This is a genomic window from Streptomyces sp. NPDC048584 (assembly GCF_043199595.1).
Lineage (GTDB): Bacteria > Actinomycetota > Actinomycetes > Streptomycetales > Streptomycetaceae > Streptomyces > Streptomyces edwardsiae.
The window spans coordinates 218,874-238,761 of record NZ_JBICWF010000004.1 but is presented as its reverse complement, the minus strand read 5'-3'; the positions used below and the strand labels follow the sequence as shown (position 1 = coordinate 238,761).

The 19,888-nt window shown below is 69.9% G+C and carries 18 protein-coding genes; 12 read left to right on the top strand and 6 right to left on the bottom strand.

What is annotated here, in order from left to right:
• Positions 1-76: 76 nt before the first annotated feature.
• On the bottom strand, positions 77-1,282 hold the full coding sequence (fasR, locus tag ACGFR9_RS11445; protein ID WP_393205765.1) for a fatty acid biosynthesis transcriptional regulator FasR: 1,206 nt from the start codon (positions 1,280-1,282) through the stop codon (positions 77-79).
• 62 nt (positions 1,283-1,344) lie between these two features.
• Here fasR and ACGFR9_RS11440 point away from each other — a divergent pair, with 62 nt between their 5' ends.
• The 3 genes from ACGFR9_RS11440 (at position 1,345) to ACGFR9_RS11430 (ending at position 4,945) form a co-directional block, all read left to right on the top strand.
• Positions 1,345-1,998, top strand: a complete 654-nt coding sequence (locus ACGFR9_RS11440; RefSeq protein ID WP_393206319.1) for a pirin family protein — start codon at positions 1,345-1,347, stop codon at positions 1,996-1,998.
• Between the two features lie 110 nt (positions 1,999-2,108).
• Entirely contained in the window at positions 2,109-2,657 is a 549-nt protein-coding gene (locus ACGFR9_RS11435) for a TetR/AcrR family transcriptional regulator (RefSeq protein ID WP_393205763.1), read from the top strand.
• Positions 2,658-2,716: 59 nt separating this feature from the next.
• Positions 2,717-4,945 (top strand): MMPL family transporter, encoded by a 2,229-nt coding sequence (locus ACGFR9_RS11430; RefSeq protein ID WP_393205760.1) that lies wholly within the window; start codon positions 2,717-2,719, stop codon positions 4,943-4,945.
• Positions 4,946-5,062: 117 nt separating this feature from the next.
• On the opposite strand, the gene ACGFR9_RS11425 is transcribed toward ACGFR9_RS11430, so the two are convergent.
• Positions 5,063-5,884 carry a serine hydrolase domain-containing protein gene (locus ACGFR9_RS11425; protein ID WP_393205757.1) on the bottom strand — a complete coding sequence of 274 codons (822 nt, stop codon included), beginning with the start codon at positions 5,882-5,884 and terminating at the stop codon, positions 5,063-5,065.
• 200 nt (positions 5,885-6,084) lie between these two features.
• Between ACGFR9_RS11425 and ACGFR9_RS11420 the strand changes: the two genes are divergently transcribed.
• Positions 6,085-6,558, top strand: coding sequence for a MerR family transcriptional regulator (locus tag ACGFR9_RS11420; protein ID WP_393205754.1), 474 nt, complete (start codon positions 6,085-6,087; stop codon positions 6,556-6,558).
• Between the two features lie 240 nt (positions 6,559-6,798).
• On the opposite strand, the gene ACGFR9_RS11415 is transcribed toward ACGFR9_RS11420, so the two are convergent.
• Positions 6,799-7,644 (bottom strand): DUF4429 domain-containing protein, encoded by an 846-nt coding sequence (locus ACGFR9_RS11415; protein ID WP_393205751.1) that lies wholly within the window; start codon positions 7,642-7,644, stop codon positions 6,799-6,801.
• Positions 7,645-7,710: 66 nt separating this feature from the next.
• Complete coding sequence (locus ACGFR9_RS11410; RefSeq protein WP_393205748.1) at positions 7,711-8,928, bottom strand: alpha/beta hydrolase; 1,218 nt, start codon at positions 8,926-8,928, stop codon at positions 7,711-7,713.
• A 165-nt stretch (positions 8,929-9,093) separates the two neighbouring features.
• Here ACGFR9_RS11410 and ACGFR9_RS11405 point away from each other — a divergent pair, with 165 nt between their 5' ends.
• Positions 9,094-9,396, top strand: coding sequence for a small hydrophobic protein (locus ACGFR9_RS11405; RefSeq protein WP_311641457.1), 303 nt, complete (start codon positions 9,094-9,096; stop codon positions 9,394-9,396).
• Positions 9,397-9,706: 310 nt separating this feature from the next.
• Here the strand turns inward: ACGFR9_RS11405 and aceE are convergent, their stop codons facing one another.
• Entirely contained in the window at positions 9,707-12,454 is a 2,748-nt protein-coding gene (aceE, locus tag ACGFR9_RS11400) for a pyruvate dehydrogenase (acetyl-transferring), homodimeric type (RefSeq protein ID WP_393205744.1), read from the bottom strand.
• A 402-nt stretch (positions 12,455-12,856) separates the two neighbouring features.
• Here aceE and ACGFR9_RS11395 point away from each other — a divergent pair, with 402 nt between their 5' ends.
• The 6 genes from ACGFR9_RS11395 to ACGFR9_RS11370 all read left to right on the top strand — a co-directional run bounded on the left by ACGFR9_RS11395 (position 12,857) and on the right by ACGFR9_RS11370 (position 17,570).
• Positions 12,857-13,294 carry a DUF3052 domain-containing protein gene (locus ACGFR9_RS11395; protein WP_030218400.1) on the top strand — a complete coding sequence of 146 codons (438 nt, stop codon included), beginning with the start codon at positions 12,857-12,859 and terminating at the stop codon, positions 13,292-13,294.
• A gap of 109 nt (positions 13,295-13,403) precedes the next feature.
• Positions 13,404-13,862 carry a peroxiredoxin gene (locus ACGFR9_RS11390; protein WP_030218403.1) on the top strand — a complete coding sequence of 153 codons (459 nt, stop codon included), beginning with the start codon at positions 13,404-13,406 and terminating at the stop codon, positions 13,860-13,862.
• A 162-nt stretch (positions 13,863-14,024) separates the two neighbouring features.
• Entirely contained in the window at positions 14,025-14,600 is a 576-nt protein-coding gene (locus tag ACGFR9_RS11385) for a calcium homeostasis/redox stress adaptation protein (RefSeq protein ID WP_030218406.1), read from the top strand.
• A gap of 339 nt (positions 14,601-14,939) precedes the next feature.
• On the top strand, positions 14,940-15,515 hold the full coding sequence (locus ACGFR9_RS11380; protein WP_030218409.1) for a TerD family protein: 576 nt from the start codon (positions 14,940-14,942) through the stop codon (positions 15,513-15,515).
• Between the two features lie 49 nt (positions 15,516-15,564).
• A complete protein-coding gene (locus tag ACGFR9_RS11375; protein WP_311641462.1) occupies positions 15,565-16,704 on the top strand; it encodes a DUF475 domain-containing protein in 1,140 nt (379 codons plus the stop codon).
• A 128-nt stretch (positions 16,705-16,832) separates the two neighbouring features.
• On the top strand, positions 16,833-17,570 hold the full coding sequence (locus tag ACGFR9_RS11370; RefSeq protein ID WP_393205738.1) for a Tellurium resistance: 738 nt from the start codon (positions 16,833-16,835) through the stop codon (positions 17,568-17,570).
• A 33-nt stretch (positions 17,571-17,603) separates the two neighbouring features.
• Here ACGFR9_RS11370 and ACGFR9_RS11365 read toward each other — a convergent pair whose 3' ends face one another.
• The gene (locus ACGFR9_RS11365) at positions 17,604-18,533 is read right to left on the bottom strand and encodes a TerD family protein (protein ID WP_393205735.1); all 930 of its coding nucleotides are present in this window, start codon (positions 18,531-18,533) and stop codon (positions 17,604-17,606) included.
• 175 nt (positions 18,534-18,708) lie between these two features.
• On the opposite strand from ACGFR9_RS11365, the gene ACGFR9_RS11360 reads away from it, so the two are divergent.
• A complete protein-coding gene (locus ACGFR9_RS11360) occupies positions 18,709-19,875 on the top strand; it encodes an HpcH/HpaI aldolase/citrate lyase family protein (RefSeq protein WP_393205732.1) in 1,167 nt (388 codons plus the stop codon).
• Positions 19,876-19,888 lie beyond the last annotated feature (13 nt).

Sequence of the window (19,888 nt, the reverse complement as noted above, 5' to 3'; positions counted from 1 at the left end):
CTTGGGGACGGCCACGGCCGCCCGTGAGGACAAGGACGAAGAACAGCAGGGGGTTTTGTAGAGCCCCGACAAAAGGCTAGAGCTGAAGATCACCGTCGGCCAGACGCCCCAGGATCAGCGCGATCCTCAGCGTGAACGCAGAGCGTACATCGGAGGGTGACCATCCGGTGACGTCAGTCACACGTCGGAGCCGGTAACGAACCGTGTTGGGGTGAACGAACAGCATCCGCGCCGCGCCCTCGAGACTGCTCGCCTGTTCCAGATACACACTGAGCGTTTCGAGCAGCGCGGCCCCGGCCTCTTCCAGCGGTCTGTAGATCTCCTCCACCAACTGCTCCCGCGCGGCCGGGTCTCCGGCCATCGCGCGCTCCGGCAGCAGATCGTCCGCCAGTACCGGGCGCGGGGCGTCCTGCCAGGCCGAACACGCCTTGAGTCCCGCCGCGGCGGCCTGCGCGGACCGGGTCGCGGCCAGCAGGTCGGGCACCACGGGACCGGCCACGACCGGCCCCGCCGCATACGGCCCGATCAGCGACTTGGCCACGCCCAGCGGGTTGTCGTTGCCGCCCGCGATCACCACGAGCCGGTCGCCGAGCACCCCGGTCAGCACCTGCAGTTTGGCGTGCCGGGCGGCCCGCCGGATGGCCTCCACGGTCAGTTCGGAGTCCCCGTCGGGCGCGGTGCCCAGCACCACGCACACATGGTCGGGCGAGTTCCAGCCCAGCGCGGCGGCCCGCGACACGGCCCCCTCGTCGGCCTCCCCGCTGAGCACCGCGTTCACCACCAGTGACTCCAGCCGCGCGTCCCAGGCACCCCGTGCCTCGGCGGCCTGGGCGTACACCTGGGCGGTGGCGAAGGCGATCTCCCGCGCGTACACCAGCAGTGCCTCGCGCAGTACGTTCTCGTCGCCGGGAGCCGCCACCTCGTCGATGGCGGACTCCATCACCTCGATGGTGGTCCGCACCATCTCCACGGTCTGCCGCAGCGTGATGGCCCGGGTCAGCTCGCGCGGCGCGGTGCCGAAGACATCGGTGGAGATGGCCTGCGGGGCGTCCGGGCGCCGGAACCACTCGGTGAAGGCGGCGATGCCCGCCTGGGCGACCAGCCCGATCCACGACCGGTTCTCCGGGGGCATCGCCCGGTACCAGGACAGCGTGCCGTCCATCCGCGCGATCGCCTGCGCGGCGAGACTGCCGGACGACTTCTCCAGCCGCTTCAACGTCGCGGCGTGCGGATGCGCGGGGCGCGCCGCGGCTTCGTTGGTACTGGTTTCGGGTTCGGGCACGGGGACAAGACTGCCTTATCGGTACGGCCGCGCGTGTCGCCGGGGCTACGGTGGTCCACGTGATGGACGTACGGCGCGCTCACGAGCGCTATCAGGGCGGCGACCCGGCGGCCGGAATCGAGACCCGGCACGCGTTCTCCTTCGGCCCGCACTACGACCCCGACAACCTCCGCTTCGGCGCGGTGATCGCCTGCAACGAGGAGCACCTCGCCCCCGGCGCCGGCTTCGACGAGCACCCGCACAGCCACACGGAGATCGTGACCTGGGTGATCGAGGGCGAGCTGACCCACCAGGACTCCACGGGCCGGGAGACGGTCGTCCGCCCCGGCGACGTCCAGCACCTTTCCGCCGCCTCGGGCGTCCGCCACGTGGAACGCAACGCGGGCGACGGCCCTCTCACCTTCCTCCAGATGTGGCTGGCCCCCCTGGACCCCGGCGGCGACCCCTCCTACGACGTGATCCGGGGCATAGCCGACTCCACCCCGTACGCCCTCCCGGCGGCAGGCGCGATGCTCCACGTACGCCGCCTGACCGCGGGGGAGCGGACGGCGATCCCGGACGGCGCGCACCTCTACGCCCACGTGGTCCACGGCGAGGCGGAACTGAACGGCGAACCGCTGGGCCCGGGCGACGCGGCCCGCCTCACCGCCACGAAGGACCTGGAAGCCCTCGCCAGGACCCCGACGGCAGAACTGCTGATCTGGGAGATGCGGTGAGCACGCCGCGGCCCCGCCAGGGAAGGCGCACGGAACTCGAGTGATGCACGTCATAGCCGTTCGCTGTCCGATCGGTCAGTTCTGACCGATCGGACAGTTACGGTGGGGGAATGGCACGCTCCGCCTCCGCCATGCGCGGCCGGATACTGAAGTCGGCACTGCGGCTGTTCGCCGTGCACGGGTTCCGAGGCACCTCGTTGCAGGACATCGCCTCGGACGTGGGCTGCTCGAAGGCATCGCTCCTCTACCACTTCGCCGGCAAGGAGAAGATCCTCACCGAGCTGCTGACCCCGACCCAGGACGCCCTCGCTGCACTGCTCGGCCGCGTGGCCGGTCTCGACGGCGGCCGGCTGGTGGAGGAGACCGTCGTCGGATACGTCGACCTGACGCTGCGGTACCGCCTCGAGATCCGGCTGCTCTTCGAGGACATCACCGAGATGTCCTGCCACCAGGACCTCAGGGTCATGGAGTTGGCCGACGGCCTGCTGGACGCGCTGGCCGGCCGCTCGCAGCGGGCCCCGGCCCGGGTGGCGGCGTGGATGGTCCTCGGGGCCGTCTTCATCACCAGCGCCGCCGACAGCGAAGTGGTGCCGGACGAGGTGCTGCGCGCCGAGATGATCCGCAGCGCGCTGCGGACGCTCGACCACAACCGCAGGTGAATCGCGTATCCCCTGATTCCCGTTGATCCCCTGATCCCCTACGGAAAGATCCTTCTTCCATGGCGACCTTGCTGTACCGGCTCGGGCGGTTCTCCTTCCGCAGAAGAGGCCGAATAGCCGCGGTCTGGCTGCTCCTGCTGACCCTGCTGGGTATCGGAGCCGCCACCCTGATGGGCCCGACGAGCGACAAGTTCTCCATACCGGGCACCGAGTCCCAGCGGGCGCTGGACGATCTCGGCCGGCAGTTCCCGCAAGCCGACGGAGCCACCGGCACCATCGTCGTCGTCGCGCCCGAGGGCACGAAACTGGACCCCGCGGCCGTGGCGCCCGTGGTCAGGGAAGCCTCGGGGATCGACGGCGTCACCGCCGCCGTGGATCCGTTCCGGACCGGCGCCGTCTCCCAGGACGGCCGCTACGCCCTGGTCCAGGTGCAGTTCGACAAGGGCGTCGACGAGGTCACCGACGAGCAGAAGTCGGCCTACGAAACCGTCGGCGCGGACGCCGAGGGCCTGCGGGTCGAGCACGGCGGCGAGGTCATGGGCGGTGAGGTGGAGGTCGGCTCCACGGAGGCCCTCGGAGTACTGGTCGCCGCGGTGGTCCTGGTCGTCACCTTCGGCTCGCTGGTGGCCGCCGGCATGACCCTGCTGAACGCACTGATCGGCGTCGCGGTCGGTATGGCCGGCCTCTTCTCCCTGACCAGTGTCATCGAACTGACCTCCACCGCCCCCATCCTGGCGCTCATGCTCGGCCTGGCCGTCGGCATCGACTACTCGCTCTTCATCACCTCCCGCTATCGCCAGTACCTCGGCGAGGGCCTCGCGCCCGAGGAGGCCGCCGGCCGCGCGACCGGCACGGCCGGCTCCGCCGTCGTCTTCGCCGGGGCCACCGTCGTCATCGCCCTGGCGGGCCTCTCCGTCGTGGGCATCCCCTTCCTGAGCATCATGGGCCTGGCCGCGGCGGGCACCGTGGCCGTCGCCGTCCTGGTCGCCCTCACCCTGCTGCCGGCCTTCCTCTCCTTCGCCGGCCGGAGGATCCTGCCGCGCAAGCAGCGCCGGGCGAGCGGACTCACCTTCGAGAAGAGCACCGCGGAGAAGAGCGGCACCGACGCGAACACCCCCGACGCGAACACCACTGACAAGACCGCCGCCCCCGAAGGCCTCGGCTTCACCTGGGGCCGGCTCGTGACCCGGCTGCGCGTCCCGCTCCTGATCGCCGGAATCCTCGGGCTGGGCGCGCTCGCCCTGCCGGCTCAGGACATGCGTATCGCCCTGCCGGACGCGGGGACCGCCGCCGAGGGTTCCCCCGCCCGCGAGGCGTACGACCTCACGTCCGAGGGCTTCGGCGAGGGCTTCAACGGCCGGCTCATCGCCGTGGTCAACGGCAAGGACGCGCAGTCGACCGGGACGGCCGCGGAGCAGGCCACCGCCCTCATCAAGGACACCGATGGCGTTCTGGCCGTGGCTCCGCCGCAGTTGAACGAGCAGGGCACCACCGCCCTGCTGGCCATCATTCCCGAGGCCGGCCCGACGGCCGTCGCCACCGAGGACGCCGTCCAGGACATCCGCGACCGGGTGGCGGGCGTCGAGGGTGCCGACATCGCCCTCACCGGCGCGACCGCCCTCGGCATCGACGTCTCGGAGAAGCTCGCCGACGCCCTGCCGGTGTATCTGCTGCTGGTGGTGGGCCTGTCCATCCTGCTGCTCATGCTGGTCTTCCGGTCGTTCCTGGTACCGCTGAAGGCGGCCGTGGGCTTCCTGCTCACCGTGGGCGCGACCTTCGGCATCACCGTCGCCATCTTCCAGCAGGGCCACCTCGCGGGCCTCGTGGGCGTCGACACCCCCGGTCCGCTGGTGAGCTTCCTGCCGATCCTGCTCATCGGCATCCTGTTCGGCCTCGCGATGGACTACGAGGTCTTCCTCGTCTCCCGTATGCGGGAGGACTTCGTCCACGGCGCCGACCCCCAGGCGGCCGTGGTCAGCGGCATGGGCCACAACGCCCGGGTCGTCACGGCCGCCGCGCTCATCATGACGTCGGTGTTCGGAGGCTTCGTCCTCCTGGACGACCCGATCATCAAGTCCATCGGGTTCGCCCTCGCCGTCGGCGTGGTCATCGACGCCTTCGTCGTCCGCATGACGCTGGTCCCGGCCGTCATGTCGCTGCTCGGCCGTGCCGCGTGGTGGCTGCCCAGGTCCGTCGACAGGGCACTGCCCGACCTCGACATCGAGGGCGAGAGGCTGAACCCGCGGCCGGCCCCCGAGACGCCGGAGAAGACCACCGTCCCGGTCTGACCCGCGCACCGGCCGGACCGCATCGCACCGAAGGAGGACGGGACCTGAGCAACGGTCCCGTCCTCCTGCCGTTCCCTTCCGCCTTCCTCACCCCACGGCGCCGCTCCCGGGCCCGGGTCAGCCGCGCAACTCCGCCAGCACCGCGTCGGTGAACGGCGGCCACGCCTCGGTCGCCCACGGTCCGAAGGCACGGCCGGCCAGCGCCACACAGGCCGCGCCCGCGTCCGGGTCGATCCACAGGAACGTCCCCGACTGGCCGAAATGGCCGAAGGCACGGGGCGAGGACGACGTACCCGTCCAGTGCGGAGACTTGGAGTCCCGGATCTCGAAGCCGAGGCCCCAGTCGTTGGGATTCTGGTGGCCGTAGCCCGGCAGGACACCCTTCGTGCCCGGGTACTGCACGGTCATCGCGGCCGCTACCGTACGCGGGTCCAGCAGCCGGGGCGCCTGCACCTCGGCGGCGAAGAGCAGCAGGTCGTCCACCGTGGAGACCGCGTCCTTCGCCGGGGAGCCCTCCAGCGAGGTCGCCGCCATCCCCAAAGGCTCCAGCACCGCCTGCCGCAGATACTCGCCGAACGGGATCTCCGTCGCCTTGGCGACATGGTCGCCGAGCTGCTCGAAGCCCGCGTTCGAGTACAGGCGGCGCTCACCGGGTGCCGAGGTCACCCTGTGCTCGTCGAAGGCGAGCCCCGAGGTGTGCGCGAGGAGGTGCCGTACGGTCGAGCCGTCCGGGCCCGCCGGTTCGTCCAGCTCGATCGCGCCCTCCTCGTACGCCACCAGCACCGCGTACGCGGCGAGCGGCTTGGTGACCGAGGCCAGCGGGAAGCGGCGGCCGGCGGGACCGTGGGTGCCGACGACGGTGCCGTCCGCCCGTACGGCACCCGCCGAGGCGGTGGGAACCGGCCAGTTCTCGATCAACGCGAGGCTCTTGAGCGACATGCCGTCGAGCCTAAGCGCTCGGAGGGTCGGTTCCCGCAAGGGGTCCGGCTTGGGCGCGAAGCCCAGCGCCGCGTCCTTCGGCGTCGCACGGCGTACAGGGGTCATGACCGTACGCCGATGAGCCACCCGCCTCCCCGTCCTGCCCATTTCTCACCCGGGTCGCTTGCTTGGAGCGCACTCAAGGGTTTTAGCGTGGGGGCATGACGGTGACGGAGACGGAGAGCATCGCGGAGGGCGGCGCGGAGAGCTGCGCCGGGCCCCGGCAGGGAAATCGACGGCCGGACGGCGCGGACAAGTACACGATCAGCGAGGTCGTCGCCCTCACCGGGCTGTCGGCGCACACCCTGCGCTGGTACGAGCGCATCGGACTGATGCCGCACATCGACCGGTCCCACACCGGGCAGCGGCGCTACAGCAACCGCGACCTCGACTGGCTCGACCTCGTGGGCAAGCTCCGACTGACCGGGATGCCGGTCGCGGACATGGTGCGGTACGCGGAACTCGTCCGGGCGGGCGATGACACGTACACCGAGCGTTTCGAACTGCTCCGGCAGACCCGTGAGGACGTACTGTCCCGCATCGCCGAACTCCAGGGCACGCTCGCCGTGCTCGACCGGAAGCTCGGCTTCTACGCGGACGCGGGGCGCGCCCTGGCCTCGGAGAGGACGGGCTGATTCCTCCGGGCGCGCGGTAGCTGTGGCGGGGCGGGGGGAGGTCGCGCGGCACGCCGCCGACGGGGTGTCGCCGCGCCCACCCGTGCCGCCTTGCGGCACGATTGCCCGCGGCTGGGCGGCTGGGCGGCTGGGCGGCTGGGGGGATCGGCGGGAGGGCGGCGCGCCCTGAAGGGGCGCGGGGAACTGCGCGATCAGCCACGTACGGCCCGAGGCCGACCTCACCACCGCCGTCGGCGGACGCTAGAGCTCCGAGAGCAACTGCGCCTTCTTCGAGGAGAACTCCTCGTCGGTCACCAGGCCCGCCTGATGCAACTCCCCGAGGTGGCGGATCCGCTCCGCGATATCCGCCGGATCCCGCCGCGCCCGCGCCGTCGGCACCACCACCGGCGCACAGCTCCGCACCGCCGCCAGCACCGCCGCCGCGAACGGCAGCGACTCGTGCACGGGCCCGTACCCCAGCCCGAACACCACCGCCGCCGGATCCTGGTCGGGCTGCCCCGCCACGCCCCCCGCGTCCCGCCGCAGCAGCCGCAGATGTCCCTCGAACACCTCGGGCGACCGCCACTCCACGCCGCTCAACTCGTCCACCGGGAACCGCTGGTCGCCGGCCTTCCACTTCGCCGACGACGCGCCCGTCCAGAACCACCGGAACGACACCGCCGTACCGTCGAAACTCGCCTTCCCGTCGTACGCCTTGAACCGCAGCGGCACCTCGGGAGCCGTCACCAGATGGCGTTCGGCGGGCCCGGACTCGGTGAGCAGACCGCGCAGTTCGTCGGCGTAGTACTCGGCGAGCGTCTCCCGCTCGGCGGGCAGCACCAGCCGGTAGGGGTCGGTGCTCTCCTTCAACTGCCCGGCGGCCGCCTCCATCAGCGGATCCGCACCGGGCCGCAGCTCGATGCGCAGCGCCACCGTGCCGCGCTTCCCCGGTGTGAGGGTCACCCCCTCGATCGCGTCCAGGGGTATCCGCCGCTCCCCGAGGGCCTGGAACAGCTTGGGTGTTCGAATCCCACGTTCGTAACGGATGCGCACGGAGTCGGACCCGAACTCCCAGGCGGCATGAAATCCGGCCAGTACGTCACCCATGCGGCTCATCGTATGCGGCACGAGCTTCTCCGTCCCTTCTCCACGCATACCGCAGTATCTCCGCCTCTACGCGCGTCCGGTAGTGGTCGTACCGGACAAACCCGCCCGGCAGACGTCGTCCTCTCCCGCGCAGGACACCGCGCGGTATGCGCCAACACCGATCTCGGCGAAGTTCCGCAGGCTGTCCGTGCCCGGTTCGAAGTACCCGGCGTGCCCCTTCGCCTCCCGCGCCGACAGCACCCGCGCACCGAATCCCGCCGCCACCGGGTCGGCCCCGTGGCCCAGTCCGCCGAGTTCCAGGTACGGCACGTCCTGGATCCAGTCGTCGGCGTCCCGCATCGCCCACACCCGGGCGGTGGTGCGCAGTTGGGCGGCGTTCTCGGCCCGCATGCCGGGGCTGCCGGCCACCGCGATGTCGGCCACCCGCTCCGGCAGCGAGTGCGCGGCGATCCCGCACACCACGGAGCCGTAGCTGTGGCAGAACAGCGACACCGGCGCGACGCCGGGCAGTCCCCGCACCAGCGCGTCCAGCCGCTCGGCGCCGTCCTCGGCGCGCATCGCCGTGGCCGCGTCCATGCCGAGCCCGCTGGGCGCGGTGTAGTCGGCCCAGGCGATCACGGCCGTACGGGTCGAGGGTGCCGCGTCCCGCTCGGCGGCGTACAGGGACTTCGCCATGCCGACGGGGGCCGAGTACGTGCGTTGGGTGCGCTGGAAGGTGAGCAGGTCGGTGTCGACGCCGGGGACGACGACCGAGATCCGCTCGGCCCTGCCCAGATCGCCGAAGACCTCGGCGACCCGGCCGGGGCCCGCGGGGTTGAAGGCGAGGATGTGCCGGCCCGGCTCCATCAGCGCCGCGAGGCGGGTCATCCGGTGGCCCGCCTGCCGCTGGCCCGAGGGCGTGAGACGGCGGTCGTGCCGGCGGGCGACTTCGATCTCGTGTGCCTGTTCCAGCGCGATGCGGTTGGCGCGGTAGCGCAGCCGGACCGGGGCGCCGTTCATGTTGCCGACCGCGAGCGGATAGCGGCGGGCGAGGCTCGTGCGCTGTCCGTCGGTGAGCGTGGCGAAGAACCGGGCGAGCCGGGTCGGCGACGACTGCGGGTCCGGCAGCCGGTGGCCGGCTATCCGGCCGTGCTCCCAGGCGGTGAGCGATGCCTGCAGCGGAGCGGGGTGGCGCTGGTGGCGCAGCGCCGTCCACCCGGTCGTCGCCAGCATCACGAAGACGACGGCGAGCGCGAGCAACGCGCGCCAGACGTTCAATTGCGGGGAGGTGTCGAAGGAAGTCACTGGGAGGACACACTAGGAGAACGAGAGGGTCTCGCGTGAATCAAGTGACCGGTATCACGTTTCGTCGCTCCCGCGCCGTGTGCGGCCGCCACCGCCGTACGGCGTGAATTCCCCGCCGATACGGGGGTACCCGCCAAGTCAACCAACCCTTACAGGGAGTTGAGGATGGCGAGCTTCGGACACGGTACGCGCAGGCACCCCCGCACACGTGGCCGGACGTGGTCACGGTCCGGGCCGGATCGCGCGACCCTCGGAATTATCGGAGTCATCTGCGCGGTCGCCGGTTTCTTCGTGCTGGGGATCATCCTCGGCCCGGTGGCGATCGTCTGCGGCTGGCTCGCCATGGGCCGCAGCTGGGCGGGATCCCGCCCGGTACCGGCCCTGGTCGCCCTGGTCCTGGGCGCCATCGACACGCTCCTGGCCCTCCTCTGGCTGGCCGGAGCAACAGCGGGCTACGGCATGCTCTGACGCGGCCCGACACGGACAGGCCCCCGGCACCGCACAACGCCGGGGGCCTCTCCACACCCCCAGCCGCGCCCCGCGGCGGGTGTCACCCCCCGGAACCCATCCACCTACCCAGCTGGACCTGGGGAGGCACCCCCAGGGCGGTACGGGTGGGCGCAGCGGCACTGCCGCGCCACGCGCCCCCCACGCCCGCCCCCTCCGAGCCCTGCGCGCCGCGCGACCGCGCACGGCGCGGCCCTCTCAAGCGCGCGCCGCGCGACCCGGGACCCGCGAGCCCCGCGCCCACGCACCCCCCGCCAAGCCCGGCGCAGCGCTACGCGTCGCCCCCCGCCACCCCCGGATCCGCCGCCGCCGCATCCAGCAACTGATACCGGTCGATCGCCTGCTTCAGCACCGACCGGTCCACATGCCCCTCCCGCGCCAGCTCCGTCAGCACCGCCACCACCACCGACTGCGCGTCGATGTGGAAGAACCGCCGAGCGGCCCCGCGTGTGTCCGCGAACCCGAACCCGTCCGCGCCCAGCGACTGATACGTCCCCGGCACCCACCGCGAGATCTGGTCCGGCACCGCCCGCATCCAGTCGGACACCGCCACCACCGGCCCCCGCGCCGCCGCGAGCTTCCGCGTGACATACGGCACCCGCTGCTCCTCCTCCGGATGCAGCAGGTTGTGCCGCTCGCACTCCACGGCCTCGCGCCGCAGCTCGTTCCAGGAGGTCGCCGACCAGACGTCCGCCCTGACGTCCCACTCCTCCGCGAGGATCCTCTGCGCCTCGATCGCCCACGGCAGCGCCACCCCGGACGCCAGGATCTGCGCCGGCAGGGAGCCCGCCGTGCCCTCGCCGAAGCGGTAGAGGCCCTTGACGATGCCCTCCGCGTCCACGTTCTCGGGCTCGGCCGGGTGCCGGATCGGCTCGTTGTACACCGTCAGGTAGTAGAAGACGTCCTCGCCGTGCGGGAACTCCTCGGAGGAGCCGTACATCCGGCGCAGCCCGTCCCGCACGATGTGCGCGATCTCGAACCCGAACGCCGGGTCGTACGCGACACACCCGGGGTTCGTCGACGCCAGCAGCTGCGAGTGGCCGTCCGCGTGCTGGAGACCCTCACCGGTCAGCGTCGTACGCCCCGCCGTCGCGCCCAGGACGAAACCGCGCGCCATCTGGTCGGCCATCTGCCAGAACTGGTCACCGGTGCGCTGGAAACCGAACATCGAGTAGAAGACGTACACCGGGATGAGCGGCTCGCCGTGCGTGGCGTATGCCGAGCCCGCGGCGATCAGCGAGGCCGTGCAGCCGGCCTCGGAGATGCCGTCGTGCAGCATCTGCCCGTTCGGCGCCTCCTTGTAGGCGAGCAGCAGCTCCCGGTCCACCGACTCGTACTGCTGGCCGAGCGGGTTGTAGATCTTCGCACTCGGGAAGAACGAGTCCATGCCGAACGTGCGGTACTCGTCCGGCGCGATCAATACGAACCTCCTGCCGATCTCCTTGTCCCGCATGAGGTCCTTGAGGAGCCGTACGAAGGCCATGGTCGTCGCGATGGACTGCTGGCCCGAGCCCTTCTTCACGGTCGCGTACGTCTTGTCATCGGGCAGCCGCAGCGGCTTCGACCGCACCACCCGGGTCGGCACGTACCCGCCCAGCGACTTGCGGCGGTCGTGCATGTACTGCATCTCCTCCGTGTCCGGCCCCGGGTGGTAGTAGGGCGGCAGACCGGATTCGAGGTCCTGGTCGGCGATCGGCAGATGCAGCCGGTCCCGGAAGTGCTTGAGGTCGTCGACCGTCAGCTTCTTCATCTGGTGGGTGGCGTTGCGGCCCTCGAAGTTGGGGCCCAGCGTCCAGCCCTTGACCGTCTTCGCGAGGATCACCGTGGGCTGGCCCTTGTGCTCGACCGCCGCCTGGTACGCCGCGTAGATCTTGCGGTGGTCGTGGCCGCCGCGCCCCAGATGCAGGATCTGGTCGTCGGTCATGCCCTCGACCATGGCGCGCAGCCGGTGGTCGTCACCGAAGAAGTGGTCGCGGATGTATTCGCCCGACTCGGTGGCGTACGTCTGGAACTGCCCGTCCGGCGTGGTGTTCATGCGGTTGACCAGCACGCCGTCCCGGTCCTGGGCGAGCAGCGGGTCCCAGGTGCGGTCCCAGATGAGCTTGATCACGTTCCAGCCGGCGCCCCGGAAGATCGACTCCAGCTCCTGGATGATCTTGCCGTTGCCGCGTACCGGGCCGTCCAGCCGCTGGAGGTTGCAGTTGACGACGAAGGTCAGGTTGTCCAGGCCCTCGCGCGCGGCGATGGACAGCTGGCCCAGCGACTCGGGCTCGTCCATCTCGCCGTCGCCGAGGAACGCCCACACGCGTGAGCGCGTGGTGTCCGCGATGCCGCGCGCGTGCATGTAGCGGTTCATCCGCGCCTGGTAGATCGCGCCGATCGGCCCGAGGCCCATCGACACGGTCGGGAACTCCCAGAAGTCCGGCATCAGCCGCGGGTGCGGATACGACGACAGGGTGTACGGCGCCTTCGACTTCTCCTGGCGGAAGCCGTCCAGGTGCCGCTCGCTCAGCCGGTCCAGCAGATACGCGCGGGCGTAGATGCCGGGCGAGGCGTGGCCCTGGAAGAAGACCTGGTCGCCGCCGTCGCCCTCGTCCTTGCCGCGGAAGAAGTGGTTGAAGCCGACGTCGTACAGCGACGCGGAGGAGGCGAAGGTCGCGATGTGGCCGCCGACACCGATACCGGGCCGCTGGGCGCGGGAGACCATCACCGCGGCGTTCCAGCGGGTCGCGTTGAGGATCCTGCGCTCGATCTCCTCGTTGCCCGGGAAGAACGGCTCCGCGCGGGTCGGGATCGTGTTGACGTAGTCCGTGCTGCGCATCTCGGGCACGGCCACGCGCTTCTCGCGGGCACGCTCGATGAGCCGCAGCATCAGATAGCGGGCCCGCTCCCGGCCGCGCTCGTCGACCGCGGCGTCGAGGGAGTCGAGCCACTCCTGCGTTTCCTCGGGATCGAAGTCAGGAACCTGACTCGGAAGGCCGCCAATGATGATCGGGTTGCGATCGGATGCGGAAGCCACGCTGTTCCTTACCTGTCAGAGGGCCGTGAGTCGGGCCGCTGTTCTGCCGGTACGGCCCGGATTGCGCCGATCCCATGGTCCACCTCGGGGCGGTCGCCGTCATCTCTACCGGGAGGTAATCCGCGGCCGGTGCCAGTACGGTGTCTATGGGGCTCGTCCATTCGAGTCTTCGCACACACAGACGGTTCCCAAAGGGCCAAACGGGGCACAAAGGTGTGGTGTGCGTCACTACAGGCCATGATGGTGTGCCTGGAGTTGCGGTGACCCGGCCAGGATCGTCACCGTTTCGTCGGTCTGCACGGCCGGGTACTTGCGCGATTCGTCCCGCCCGTGTGGACTACGGCCAAGCTTCGCGCACGCGCGTGGCTGAGATATTCCCAAGACATGATCAGGAGGCAACCCGTGAGCGCGACCGCGGACCACGCGGAGGAGCGGACGAACCCTGCCGCCAGGCTGGGGTTCCAGCCCGGGCAGGTGGTCCAGGAGATCGGCTACGACGACGACGTCGACCAGGAGCTCCGCGAGGCCATTGAGGGCGTCATCGAGAGCGACCTCGTCGACGAGGACTACGACGACGTGGCTGACGCCGTTGTGCTGTGGTTCCGCGACGACGACGGCGACCTGACGGATGCGCTGGTGGATGCCACCACGTACATCGAGGAAGGCGGCGCGATTCTGCTCCTCACGCCGAAGACCGGCCGTTCGGGCTATGTGGAGCCGAGCGACATCTCGGAGGCCGCCACCACGGCGGGCCTCACGGCGGCGAAGAGCGTCAGCGTCGGAAAGGACTGGAGCGGCAGCCGGCTGGCGACGCCCAAGGCGGCCAAGTCCAAGCGGTGAACCGTCGGCGGGCGGGCCGGTCGCGTCATGCGTCGGCCCGTCCGCCGGTATGCCGTACTCCCTGCGTAGGGTGGTCGCAGCGAACCACCTCGAAGGGATGAACACGACGATGGCGATCCAGGCCGGAGACAAGGCCCCCGACTTCGAGCTCAAGGACAACCACGGCGCGACCGTGGCGCTGTCCGACTTCCGTGGGCACAAGAACGTGGTGCTGCTGTTCTACCCGTTCGCCTTCACCGGTGTGTGCACCGGCGAGCTGTGCGAGGTCCGCGACCAGCTGCCGCGGTTCGCCGACCGCGACACCCAGGTGCTCGCCGTCTCCAACGACTCCATCCACACCCTGCGTGTCTTCGCCGAGCAGGAGGGCCTGGAGTATCCGCTGCTCAGCGACTTCTGGCCGCACGGCAACGTCTCGCGCGCGTACGGCGTCCTCGACGAGGACAAGGGCTGTGCCGTGCGCGGGACGTTCATCATCGACAAGGAGGGCGTCGTGCGCTGGACCGTGGTGAACGGTCTGCCGGACGCCCGTGACCTGAACGAGTACGTCAAGGCGCTCGACACGCTGTAGTCACGCCGCGGCGTGAGACGCCGGCGGTCCGGCCCGGCACCGGGGTGATTCCTCGGTCGCGGGGCATGCGGCAGCCGGGAACCCGTCACTAGGATCGACTCGTTGATCCGACATCCACCGCACTCAGGGGCATCCACGCCCCAGGACACCAATGGAGGACTCGTGGGAGTCAGCCTCAGCAAGGGCGGCAACGTATCGCTGACCAAGGAGGCGCCGGGCCTGACCGCGGTCATCGTCGGTCTGGGGTGGGACATCCGCACCACGACCGGTACGGACTTCGACCTCGACGCCAGCGCGCTGCTGCTGAACAACAGCGGCAAGGTCTCCAGCGACGCGCACTTCATCTTCTTCAACAACCTGAAGAGCCCGGACGGCTCGGTCGAGCACACCGGCGACAACCTCACCGGTGAGGGCGAGGGCGACGACGAGCAGATCAAGATCAACCTGGCCGGCGTCCCCGCCGACATCGAGAAGATCGTCTTCCCGGTCTCCATCTACGACGCCGAGAACCGCCAGCAGTCGTTCGGCCAGGTGCGCAACGCGTTCATCCGCGTCGTCAACCAGGCCGGCGAGGCCGAGATCGCCCGGTACGACCTCAGTGAGGACGCCTCCACCGAGACCGCGATGGTCTTCGGTGAGTTGTACCGGCACGGCGCGGAGTGGAAGTTCCGCGCCATCGGCCAGGGCTACGCCTCGGGCCTGCGCGGCATCGCGCAGGACTTCGGAGTGAACGTCTAGGGCCTGTCTGACAATTCGCGTCGTCGCCCGAAGGGCGGCCGCGCGGCGTCAGGTGCGTGCTCTCGGTGTGCCGGCCCCAGAGCCTCGTACTGGATGTACTCGGGTCTGGGGCCGGTGCGGCGAGTGGGGGCACCTCCCGCGCCCTTGAGGCAGCGGGGGAGCGTGCATGGCGTCGCGCGGCAGACGGGAATTGTCAGACAGGGCCTAGGTCGTCCGTGAAGGGCGGTCACGCCCGAGCAGGGCCGTCCCGTACGGCCACACCGCCCGGCGCCGCACGGTTTATGTGCGGCGCCGGACGTGTAGGACCACGAAAGAGACAAGATCCGGGGAGGGACCAAGATGGGCGTCACGCTTGCCAAAGGGGGCAATGTCTCCCTGTCCAAGGCCGCACCGAACCTCACACAGGTGATGATCGGGCTCGGCTGGGACGCGCGCTCCACCACCGGAGCCGACTTCGACCTCGACGCCAGCGCGCTGATGTGCGGCGGCGGCCGGGTCATGGGGGACGAGTGGTTCATCTTCTACAACCAGCTCACGAGCCCCGACGGCTCCGTGGAGCACACCGGTGACAATCTCACCGGCGAGGGCGACGGCGACGACGAGTCCCTGCTGGTCGACCTCTCGAAGGTGCCGGAGCGGTGCGACAAGATCGTTTTCCCGGTCTCCATCCATATGGCCGATGAGCGCGGTCAGGCTTTCGGCCAGGTCAGCAATGCCTTCATCCGTGTGGTGAATCAGGCGGACGGTCAGGAACTCGCCCGTTACGACCTCAGCGAGGACGCCTCCACCGAAACGGCGATGATCTTCGGTGAGCTCTACCGCTACCAGGGTGAGTGGAAGTTCCGTGCGGTGGGGCAGGGGTACGCGTCGGGGCTGCGCGGCATCGCTCTAGACTTCGGAGTCAACGTTTCGTAAAGCCGATCACGGCAGCGGGGGAGACCCGTTAATACACCTGGGGTAGCCAGTGGTTCTGAAAACCTTCGGCTGGTCGTTCGCGGTTACCGCGCTCGGTCTGGTCGCAGCGGTCCTCTTCGGGGGGTGGACCGCCTTCGGCATCGTGGCGATCCTCTCCGTGCTCGAGATCTCGCTGTCCTTCGACAACGCGGTGGTCAACGCCGGAATCCTGAAGAAGATGAATGCCTTCTGGCAGAAGATCTTCCTCACCATCGGCATTCTGATCGCCGTCTTCGGTATGCGACTGGTCTTCCCCGTCGTGATCGTCGCGGTCAGTGCCCAGCTCGGGCCGATCGAGGCGGTCGATCTCGCACTCAGTGACAAGGACCGTTACCAGGAACTCGTCACCGACGCCCACCCGGCGATCGCCGCGTTCGGTGGCATGTTCCTGTTGATGATCTTCCTGGACTTCATCTTCGAGGACCGGGACATCAAGTGGCTGTCCTGGCTGGAGCGGCCGCTGGCCAAGCTCGGCAAGGTCGACATGCTGTCGGTCTGCATCGCGCTGATCATCCTGCTGATCTCGGCCATGACCTTCGCCACCAACGCCCACCAGCACGGCGGCGGCCATGCCGACAAGGCCGAGACGGTCCTGCTCGCCGGTATCGCGGGTCTGATCACGTACATGATCGTCGGTGGTCTCTCCGGCTACTTCGAGGACAAGCTCGAAGAGGAGGAGGAACACGAACACGAGGAGGAGGAGAAGGCCGCGCGGGAGGGCAAGCCACGCTCGGCGGTCGCCCTGGCCGGGAAGGCCGCGTTCTTCATGTTCCTCTACCTCGAGGTCCTGGACGCGTCCTTCTCCTTCGACGGCGTGATCGGCGCGTTCGCCATCACCAACGACATCGTCCTGATGGCGCTCGGCCTGGGCATCGGCGCCATGTATGTCCGGTCCCTCACGGTCTACCTGGTCCGCCAGGGCACCCTGGACGAGTACGTCTACCTGGAGCACGGCGCGCACTACGCGATCGGCGCCCTCTCCCTGATCCTGCTCGTCACCATCCAGTACGAGATCCCGGAGCTCATCACCGGCTCCGTGGGTGTGATCCTGATCGGCTGGTCCTTCTGGTCCTCCGTCCGCCGCAACAAGGCACTCGCGGCGGCCGAGGGAAACTCAGGCGACAGGACTGAGGTCTCCTCCGGGGTGTGACAGCCCTCCGGGTGAGGAACGCTCTCGACGGGGCGGCCATCGAGGACCACTCCTCGGGGCCGCCCCGTCGGCCGTCCGGGAGTCCCGGCGGCCCCGAGCGGGGTGCGACGACTGGACTTGGGGCGGGAATGGGATTACTGGACGGACTGTGGCGCGGCCGCGACAGCGCCTTCGACTCGGGCAGCGCGGCCAGCAACGCCATCGAGCTGACCAAACGGCACGGTCAGGTGTCCCTGACCAAGCAGGGTGCGGCCACCGGGCATCTGCGGATCAATCTCAGCTGGCGGATGCGCACCTCCGACTTCGGCGGCTCCCAGCGCGAAAGCCTGCTGCGGCACCCCTTCAAGGCGCTCAAGCCGCCGGAGGTGGTCGGCCACAGCCAGTCCATGGTCAACGTCGACCTCGACCTCGGCTGTCTGTACGAGCTGCAGGACGGCACCAAGGGTGTGGTCCAGCCGCTCGGCGGCCTCCTCGGCGACGTCAACGCGGCGCCGTACGTGAAGCTCAGCGGTGACGACCGGTTCGGGTCGGGCTCGGGCGAGACCATGTACGTCAACCTGGACCAGCGCGAGAACATCAAGCGCCTGCTGGTCTTCGCCTACATCTACGACCAGACCCCGGCGTTCGACCGCACCCACGCCATGGTGACGCTCTACCCCAGCAACGGCCCGCGGATCGAGATCGGCCTCGACGAACGCCACCCCCAGGCCCGCTCCTGCGCGGTGGTGATGATCGAGAACGTCAAGAACGAGATCATCGTCCGCCGTGAGGTGAAGTTCGTCTACGGATTCCAGGGGGAGCTGGACCGGCTGTACGGGTGGGGACTGCAGTGGGGGAGGGGCTTCAAGTCCAAGGCCGACCGCTGAGAAGGCCTTGGACCCGAGGGCCCTCGTGGGTGGTCAGCGTCCGATGAACTGCGGCCCCTGCGGCGGAAGCCGGAAGTCCGGGTCGGCGGAGGCGGCAGCGGCCGGCGGGGGGAAGCCGTACCCGGACGGTGCCGTGGCGGCCGCCGGCGGATAGCCGTAGGCGGGCTGGCCGGCGGCGGGCTGGGGATAGCCGTAGGCCGGCGGGGTGGCCGCGGGCTGCTGCGGATAGCCGTACGCGGGCTGCGCGGGCACCCCCGCCGGCCGCTCGGGCGGCAGCGGCCGGGAGACCTCGGGCACCGGCGGGACGGCCGGGGCATGCGGCCGGGGCAGCGCCTCCGTCCGGTCGGAGGCCGGTACGTGCGCCGTCGGGGGCGGCTGCTGGGTGGTGACCTCGGAGGGGTCGGGCTGGTGGGCCACCTCCGACTCGTCCACCGAGATGCCGAAGTCGGTGGCCAGGCCCTTCAGACCGTTCGAATAGCCCTCGCCGAGCGCCCGGAACTTCCAGCCGTCCCCGCGCCGGTACAGCTCACCGCAGATCAGCGCGGTCTCCTGGCCCGTCTCCGGCTTGATGTCGAAGTACGCCAGCGCCTCCCCGTCGGCGGTCTGCGCGTCGTACAGCAGAATGCGCAGGTCGCGTACGCGGTCGAAGGTGACGCCGTCCGCCGACGCGACGAGCAGAATCCGGCCGACGCCGGACTCGACACCGGCGAGATCCGTCTGGATCGTGTCGGTCAGGCCCCCGTCGGCGCGCTTCTTGCCGAGCCGCCACACCTGGCCGCCCGGGTGCCGTGGCTGGTTGTAGAACACGAAGTCCTCGTCGGAGCGCACACGACCGTCGAGGCCGAGGAGTAGCGCGGAGGCGTCGACGTCCGGCACCCCCTGCCCGGGCGACCAGCGCAGCACGGCACGTACCGTGGTGGTCTCCAGAGGGACGTTCGACCCCTTGAGCATCGCGTGCGTCATGCGGTCATTTTGCCTTCTCCGTCCTGGTCACGACAATGCGGGGGGTTCGGGTCGTCACAGCGGGGTTACCTGAAGTTCATGCCCCGCCGGAACCGCCGACATGGAGCCCTACGTACTATTACCGGCCACCTTCCGACATTTTCCAGAGATTCCAGAGACACCACGGGGGAGTCATATGCGTCACTTCGGGCACATCGCCCCTGCGGTGCGGAAACGTCTCTTCTTCCGGGAGCCCGGCGAGTTCACGCCGGACTCGCCGGCCCGGACGCTGTCCGCCGCCCTCGGCGCCACGCTCTACAGCCCCGCCACCCGGCCCCGGCTCGCCGACGACGTCCTCAAGCAGGGCGGCTGCGGAGTGGTCTCCATGGTGCTGTGCCTGGAGGACTCCATCGGCGACGCCGACGTGGCCGCCGGTGAGGAGAACCTCGTACAGCAGTTCGCCGACCTGGCCGGGCGGCCCGGCGCCGACCTGCCGCTGCTGTTCATCCGGGTCCGCACCCCCGAGCAGATCCCGGACCTGGTGCGCCGTATCGGCCCCGCCGTCCGGCTGCTGTCCGGATTCGTACTGCCGAAGTTCACCTCGGAACGCGGGCTGCCGTTCCTGGAGGCGCTCACCACCGCCGAGGCCGACAGCGGCCACCGGCTCTTCGCCATGCCCGTCCTGGAGTCGCCCGAGCTGCTCTACCGCGAGTCCCGCGTCCAGACCCTCGAGGGGATCTTCCGCGCCGTCGACAAGTACCGCGACCGCGTGCTCGCGCTGCGCCTCGGCGTGACCGACTTCTGCTCCTCCTACGGGCTGCGCAGGGGCCCCGACATGACGGCGTACGACATCCAGGTCGTCGCCTCCGTGATCTCCGACGTGGTGAACATGCTGGCCCGCGCCGACGGCACGGGGTTCACCGTGACCGGGCCGGTGTGGGAGTACTTCCGGGTCCAGGAGCGCATGTTCAAGCCACTTCTGCGGCAGAGCCCCTTCCACGAGGTGAAGGCCGTCGCACTGCGCGAGAAGCTGATCGAACACGCCATGGACGGCCTGCTGCGCGAGATCTCCCTCGACCGGGCCAACGGTCTGCTCGGCAAGACCTGCATCCACCCCTCCCACGTCCTGCCCGTGCACGCGCTGTCCGTCGTCAGCCACGAGGAGTTCAGCGACGCCCAGGACATCCTGCGGCCGGAACGCGGCGGCGGGGGTGTACTCCGGTCGGCGTACACGAACAAGATGAACGAGGTGAAGCCTCATCGCGCCTGGGCCGAGCGGACCCTGCTGCGCGCCGAGGTCTTCGGGGTGGCGAACGCGGACATCGGCTTCGTGGAACTGCTCGCGGCGGGTCTGGCGGAGTGACGAAGAGGGAGAG

Bases quoted from the DNA above. Each gene is read 5' to 3' on its own strand.
- ACGFR9_RS11405 (WP_311641457.1), top strand. From the start codon at position 9,094: ATGGCGAGCTTCGGACACGGTACGCGCAGGCACCCCCGCACACGTGGC.
- ACGFR9_RS11430 (WP_393205760.1), top strand. From the start codon at position 2,717: ATGGCGACCTTGCTGTACCGGCTCGGGCGGTTCTCCTTCCGCAGAAGA.
- ACGFR9_RS11415 (WP_393205751.1), bottom strand. From the start codon at position 7,644: ATGGGTGACGTACTGGCCGGATTTCATGCCGCCTGGGAGTTCGGGTCC.
- ACGFR9_RS11420 (WP_393205754.1), top strand. From the start codon at position 6,085: ATGACGGTGACGGAGACGGAGAGCATCGCGGAGGGCGGCGCGGAGAGC.
- ACGFR9_RS11360 (WP_393205732.1), top strand. From the start codon at position 18,709: ATGCGTCACTTCGGGCACATCGCCCCTGCGGTGCGGAAACGTCTCTTC.
- ACGFR9_RS11370 (WP_393205738.1), top strand. From the start codon at position 16,833: ATGGGATTACTGGACGGACTGTGGCGCGGCCGCGACAGCGCCTTCGAC.
- ACGFR9_RS11440 (WP_393206319.1), top strand. From the start codon at position 1,345: ATGGACGTACGGCGCGCTCACGAGCGCTATCAGGGCGGCGACCCGGCG.
- ACGFR9_RS11425 (WP_393205757.1), bottom strand. From the start codon at position 5,884: ATGTCGCTCAAGAGCCTCGCGTTGATCGAGAACTGGCCGGTTCCCACC.
- ACGFR9_RS11380 (WP_030218409.1), top strand. From the start codon at position 14,940: ATGGGCGTCACGCTTGCCAAAGGGGGCAATGTCTCCCTGTCCAAGGCC.
- ACGFR9_RS11390 (WP_030218403.1), top strand. From the start codon at position 13,404: ATGGCGATCCAGGCCGGAGACAAGGCCCCCGACTTCGAGCTCAAGGAC.
- ACGFR9_RS11435 (WP_393205763.1), top strand. From the start codon at position 2,109: ATGGCACGCTCCGCCTCCGCCATGCGCGGCCGGATACTGAAGTCGGCA.
- ACGFR9_RS11365 (WP_393205735.1), bottom strand. From the start codon at position 18,533: ATGACGCACGCGATGCTCAAGGGGTCGAACGTCCCTCTGGAGACCACC.